The sequence below is a fragment of the Methylicorpusculum sp. genome, assembly GCF_030651835.1.
Taxonomy (GTDB): domain Bacteria; phylum Pseudomonadota; class Gammaproteobacteria; order Methylococcales; family Methylomonadaceae; genus Methylicorpusculum.
This window is the reverse complement of the sequence record NZ_JAUSBX010000092.1, coordinates 1-6187: the sequence shown is the minus strand read 5'-3', so window position 1 is coordinate 6187 and position 6187 is coordinate 1. Positions and strand designations below refer to the sequence as shown.

The 6187-nt window shown below is 40.7% G+C and carries 5 protein-coding genes; all 5 read right to left on the bottom strand.

Features of this window, described 5'->3' with window-relative positions:
* Positions 1-269: 269 nt before the first annotated feature.
* The 5 genes from Q7V32_RS12375 to Q7V32_RS12355 all read right to left on the bottom strand — a co-directional run bounded on the left by Q7V32_RS12375 (position 270) and on the right by Q7V32_RS12355 (position 6032).
* Positions 270-545, bottom strand: coding sequence for an HU family DNA-binding protein (locus Q7V32_RS12375; RefSeq protein ID WP_304897291.1), 276 nt, complete (start codon positions 543-545; stop codon positions 270-272).
* Positions 546-1219: 674 nt separating this feature from the next.
* Positions 1220-1981 (bottom strand): DUF1566 domain-containing protein, encoded by a 762-nt coding sequence (locus tag Q7V32_RS12370; RefSeq protein ID WP_304897290.1) that lies wholly within the window; start codon positions 1979-1981, stop codon positions 1220-1222.
* A gap of 275 nt (positions 1982-2256) precedes the next feature.
* Positions 2257-2691 carry a LexA family transcriptional regulator gene (locus Q7V32_RS12365; RefSeq protein ID WP_304897289.1) on the bottom strand — a complete coding sequence of 145 codons (435 nt, stop codon included), beginning with the start codon at positions 2689-2691 and terminating at the stop codon, positions 2257-2259.
* A gap of 465 nt (positions 2692-3156) precedes the next feature.
* Positions 3157-3729, bottom strand: a complete 573-nt coding sequence (locus tag Q7V32_RS12360; RefSeq protein WP_304897288.1) for a hypothetical protein — start codon at positions 3727-3729, stop codon at positions 3157-3159.
* A gap of 878 nt (positions 3730-4607) precedes the next feature.
* Positions 4608-6032, bottom strand: a complete 1425-nt coding sequence (locus tag Q7V32_RS12355; RefSeq protein ID WP_370691461.1) for a P-loop ATPase, Sll1717 family — start codon at positions 6030-6032, stop codon at positions 4608-4610.
* Positions 6033-6187: the final 155 nt, after the last annotated feature.

The window sequence follows — 6187 nt, the reverse complement described above, 5'->3', positions numbered from 1 at the left end:
GGATAAAGCTTTTTTAATCGGAAGATATTGGAACCTTAAAAGATTTAGAAGTTAGGCCCATAAAAACATATAAACTACTTTTTAATACGTCACAAAAATCAAGGTAATCTTTCACCAACTTAACGTCCGGTTAGGGTCGGTAGTGATACTTGGCGAATGAAAGGTAAAGGGAAGGGCGAATTCAACCTGAAACAAAAGACTTGAAGGGACAAGTTGCAAGCAAATTGAATCCGAATAATACGACGCCAAAATCGTCAGCTGCTCTCAGATCAAGAGTTAACCGCGTCCTTCAAGTTTTTCCCAGGTTTGAAACCAGGGATATTGGCGGCCGCAATGGTAATGGGGGTTCCGTTTTGTGGATTCCTGCCGGTACGTGCGGCGCGGGCTTTAACTTCAAAACTGCCAAATCCGACCAAGGTGACGGAATCCCCCGATTTTAAGGTCATCTCGATGGTTTTGAGCAAGCCATCCAATGCCCGTGCTGTATCGGCTTTGGTTAACTGGGCGTGCTGGGCGATGGCGTCGATTAATTCGGATTTATTCATGCTGCGGATCCTGTGTAGAATTGAAAAAAGGACTTTATTTATAGCTCACAATGATACGATTTTCACCTAGCCAGGTTAAATATTTTCTTTTCGCAGTGACTACATTGCTTATCCTGAGTCATTTTAATACTGATTCCTATTGATAACAGCTGACCAAAAGAACCTCTATTTGTATTACTCGTCCATTGAGTTGTTAAACGTTTGCCTAAAAGTAGGTGTTGAAACAGCGTATTTTGAAGAAGTTCACAAACTGACTGCAGAGTAAGAGAAGCTCGAATTGCCTCAAAGTTAACTTCACTACAGACATGGTGAGAAAATTCGCGGCTGTTGTTGAGTGAGTCGATAGTGAGTGACATTGTTTCTCTGACGACTAATGTTTGAATTGTGGCGCAATGAGATATACCTTTCGCACTTCAAATTTCGGCAGTGCCTAAGGAGGCAACGGGTAATTCGGCAACGGCTTTGCCAGCATGGATGCGGGTATAGAGCCTATAGGGATGTATTGTCGGCGTCCTTTGACGGGTACCCCGGTGCCGAATTTCGATCTACGATGGGTATACAAATCGAAGCTTGCCGTTATAGCGAACTTTCGACGCGATTGTTGTATGATTTCATCAATTATTTAATTGCACCAGGCACCTTTTCGCTCACCTTACATTCCAAAAATGACCTAATTATCCTATATTGCCACGCCGGGCCAATCTCAATAGGCCTAACAATCCGGTACCGAATAGCCAAATTGCGCCGGGTATTGGAATCACGGTAACATCTCCAGGGCGGACCGGCCAGACGTATCCCTTTTGTGCCTTATTATCTAAGCCCTGATAGTAGCCATGGGTAATGAACCCCCACGCGCTATCAGCATAAGGTTCGAGCATATACTCGACGCCAGACCAGTAAAACCAAGGCGACCCTGCTTGGAGATTTTCGAATGGTCCGGTGTTTTGCAAGCAAATTGGCCAGCATCCGATAAGACCGCCAGAGGTATCGTACTGACCTACATTATTAAGATTCATATTAAACATATAAGCCAGTTCGGAGTTTGAGCTGGTTATGTTGTAACCAATGTCGGTTGACCCATCAACGCTTATACTAAGATTGAATGTCATACCGTTCACAGGGCTTATCGTCGGCAGGCGCCAATCGTTGTAGCCCAACCAACCGGAACCATTAGCGTAGGCATTCATTGCATTTATCCAGGTATTCGCAGTTTCCCAGTGCATAGACCCATTATCTAAACCTAAGGCATTAATACCACCTACCCCGAAGGACTCGGTAGCAGCCAGATTTGCATTCTGCAGCCACGTTACGTTCAATACGTCATCATAAACCAAACCGTTACCTCTATCATGCAACGTCGCCTGTGCGGTCCCGTTTATAAGTGTAAGCGTTAGAATTAAGCCGGCAGCCGCCCAATTGCTTTCTTTCATGTTCATTTATTTGCTCTTTTGATGAATGTCAATATCTTTAAAGTATGTGTCCGCGTAGCTCAGAATAGCGATAATGTATTCGGAAGAATTCTGTCTTTGAAACATGCAATTAAGCAAACTAATCGCACCTACATTTTGAATAAAAGTTTATTATCTTTTTGCCTTTCCTGTCACCGCAAATTAAATCTTACCTGTCAGCTCAGGATCGTCAGCAACCAAGTATTGCACGCTTACATTGCTCTAACCAACTTCCAATCCGTCGCATAGCGCCGGTATAGACATCACACTGGATGAATCACGCTCGTCACCACGCCCCATATAACTACTTCCAGCTCTTCGAGAAGAACGATATCCCGATAGGCCGGGTTTTCAGAGCCTAACAGCCATTGCCCGGTCTGGCGTTTCAACCGCTTAACCACCAACTCCCCATTCAGCGCACAAATCACGATCCTTCCCGGCACCGGTTCCAGCGAGCGATCGACCACCAGAATATCGTTGGGATGAATGCCTGCGCCGAGCATCGATTCGCCTTCCGCGCGGACAAAGAACGTCGCGGCGGGCTTTTGGATTAGCAGTTCGTTTAGGTCCAGGGTTTTCTCAATGTAATCGTCGGCTGGAGAGGGGAAGCCTGCGGAGACTTTGCCTGAAAACAACGGCAAGCTCACAGGATTGGGTGTTAGTGCAGGGAAGAGAATATGGGTTGGAAAGCTATGCATGGGGGGGTATCGTGTTTTGATGTGTGTTAAAGCGTTATTAAGTTCTCTATTTGTTCTTATTGTAGTTTGTTTTTGTCGCAGAAACAAAAAACGGCTATTTGCATTCTGGGGTTGGAAATCAGAACGATTCATGTTTTTTAATTGCGCCGTTTTGTGCAAAACAGGGTTGGATCGTTGATGAGCGCGGTAGCTTGTTATGAGCAATAGTTGGTTGGGCTGTCAATGCTCGTTACCGTCCATTAACCGCCGCTCTTGGTAACTATCCAATTTAATTTCAATAATTCAGGTATCCGGTGACTCAGCCGAATGTCAGGTATTCAGCGAGCAAATTGACAATATCACTGCTTCACTACGGCCACTTTTCGGCATTCAAGTATTTCAGTGTATGGCATCAGTAAAACCCAAAGCTGTCGGTGGAGTTTAGAGTCACGTCGCCGATAGGCGGTTGAACCCTCGAATTAAAGATTATGCATAGGAAATGAATGAATGGTATGCGTCAAACAATCCCCAAGCAAAAAAACCGTAAGAAGAGACGCCTAGCAGGATGCACAACATGTTGGACGCAAACCCTAGCTTTCGCGACCAAGGGTGAGTACTTGCATAGAACCATTGGGACAAGTAGGTAAGCCCAGACGTAACAGCAATTGCCAGTACTCCATATGCAAACGGCAAAAGGCAACCTGAAAATGCAGACACCTTATCTGCTTTGAATTGGGCTAGGTGACCAATAAAGGCTAACATCGCAACAGCCGCACCACCGTTTAGCAAGAAGGCAGATTTGAGTGCGGCCTGACCCGACGCGATAACTGATCTGAACATTTCTAAATGTACCTCGTGATCGCGCTTGTTTATTTCGATCCAGTTCTGAAGGTCTGCCTTGTATTTTTCTATTTGAATAAGAGACGGCTCTTCCTCGGGAGTGTTTTCGACTTCATTGAGGTAATCAATGAGATTGTCGCAAAAGATGGCGGCAGTTCCCTTCGCTTTGATGTCTTCAATCATGGCCTTCATCTGCGCGGCAAACTGCTTAGTACTCATGGACTGCTCCTATGCATAAGGCTTGAAATAACGGGACATTTTTGTTGGACCGCATTTAATTGACTTTTTATAACAAGCTTATTCGAAAGTGAGGAACAGTTGGTGCGAATAATAAGCATTAGGAGACTAGGTAAGTATATACTTAAATAATAAAAAAACAGGATTACTGATATATAAGAACGCTATAAAAAAAGCAGAACTATCCAGGAACACTCTGATGCTATATGGTAATTCATTTTCTATAAACTGGCTGTACTCATATGCCAATAGCACTAGCGAAACAAGAAAAAATAAGAATGATTGTATAGGTATTATACCAAATGCAAAAGAAATATGTATGTCTGTCCATTTTTTCTCGTTATTAATATTATCTTTACTGCCTACTTCTTCTATCAATTTCTCATCCATTCTGTAGTGGTCATCCAAATTACGAGCCCTGTAAAATAACCTATTACAATTTCAACAATATTAATAAAATAATAGAGCCCTTCCACTGAAAGAGTTAAACTCATTGGCAGCCACAGTAAATGCAATAGCAGGAGGTAATACAAAAAGAGCGATATTTTCTTCAATAAAAAAGGTAAACGAATATTTAAAACGCATCAACGATGTAACCAATTAAGCTATAACAGGTAGATTGATAGTTAACCATATATTTACAGATAAATGATCTTCTACACCGTAAAGTTATTATCAGCAAATGATTATCCTTTCTGTATATCATCGGGGATGAATAATAATGGCCGGTAATGTTCAAGCTGCGGCCATTGCATCAGAAGATCCGACCGACCGCAAGGAGTCGATGGCCGCCGACAAACAACATCCCCTGAATGACTACTATTCACTAGCGGAATAAAGGGTAGGAATTATTAGTCATGTTAATCAGAATCGACAGCAAGCATTTCAACGTCATTTGTCTTCGTATTCTTTATTCCAAGAGCACGCCATAACATTCGATGAATTTTAATTTGATTAACGCGCTTAATTTCGCTCTTCGATAATATGGCATGATCATAATCAGACCACATGAAGGGTTCTGTTGTACTACATTTGACACCTACAGCGCCGACTCTATAAAAGCAATTTAGTATTTCGGTGATTAAATCTGAGTCTGAAAACTGTTTGTTCGTGCTCTTACAATATTCAATAAGTGCTTTACCACAGGGGTCATTTGGATAATCAACTAGTTTTTCAGATACAGGGTCAATTTTCTCGATAATCATTGATCGTTTGAATGAATCAGGCATATTTCTTAGGATTTCAATGGTTTCAATAAGTCCTGGAAATATTTCAGACCATTCTTCAAATAATGATTTTAATCTTTTTTCAGAGTAAGTTGTTTCTGCTGCAATTATTGCTCTCCACGAAACTCTTTGACTATCTAATGCTGACAAGAAACATTCGTTGATGAATTGTAAAACGTCTCTTGGTCTTAGTAATGATCTCTCCAAAACATAATCTATTGCTGTTTGTCCACCGCCTTTTTTTGGACTTGGAAAGATGTCATTAAACGTCACATTATCTCTTGTGTATTGACGCTTAAAAACTTCGCTAATCCTCTTTTCAATAAGCCTTTCTAGTGCAATCTTATTCCATTTTAAATGTAGAAAATATGATTCATATTTTTCTTCTTGAAATCCAGCGTCTCTTGTTTTGTTAAAAACAATCTCCAATAAATCCCTGCGCAATGATATTATTATTTTAACATTCCTCAATTTTCTAAAGGTTTTAACCTCTTCTATTAGTGCGCGGATAAAACGGTATCTAGTATCAGTATTTGCCCAATCTTCATCAAGCTTATCAATTAAAAGGTAAAATCGTTTTTGATCGTCTGTAAAAACCTTTTCTTCTAATAAATCAAGAATGTCGGCTAGTTTTTTTATTTGTAACTGACTGACAACTTTATTTGCTTTGTGTAATATTTCAGTTTTCTTTTCTGTTGATATATTTTTTGCACCTTCTAAAGATATATCTATCCCTTCTATTGAAGAGCCAAATCCAGCCTTAAGGTCTCTACTTAGCTTCTCTGTTACCTCTTTGAGTTGCTGATCAGTATCAAGCCAAAATTTTTCTCCCCATTCTTTAAAATAAGATAAAGCTTCTTCTTTAACGGGATCTCTAATTACCAAACAGGTCAGCTTAGAAAGAATGTTTTGACTATCTTGTTTGCTTTTTAAATCATATCTTAGTTTTAGAAGTTCTATCGTTAGAATATGTCTCCATAGCATTCTATAGAATAAATCTATATTTATTCCCAATGCCTCGAAAAATTGAATTATGTCAGAATGCTCTAAAAACCGAATAGAAATATCTTTTGGACGGAATGTGTCAATGACATTGAGACACCCAGTTGTTTTATTTAGTGTCTAATTGTTGTGTATTTATGGGTCAAGTTTCTCCCTTTGTGTTAATAGGCGGATTAATCCAAACGGCGTTAGGCAAGCTGGGTGGTAAAGGG

Excerpts from the sequence above, each read along its gene's own strand:
- Q7V32_RS12370 (WP_304897290.1), bottom strand. The coding sequence starts at position 1,981 with ATGAACATGAAAGAAAGCAATTGGGCGGCTGCCGGCTTAATTCTAACG.
- Q7V32_RS12360 (WP_304897288.1), bottom strand. The coding sequence starts at position 3,729 with ATGAGTACTAAGCAGTTTGCCGCGCAGATGAAGGCCATGATTGAAGAC.
- Q7V32_RS12365 (WP_304897289.1), bottom strand. The coding sequence starts at position 2,691 with ATGCATAGCTTTCCAACCCATATTCTCTTCCCTGCACTAACACCCAAT.
- Q7V32_RS12375 (WP_304897291.1), bottom strand. The coding sequence starts at position 545 with ATGAATAAATCCGAATTAATCGACGCCATCGCCCAGCACGCCCAGTTA.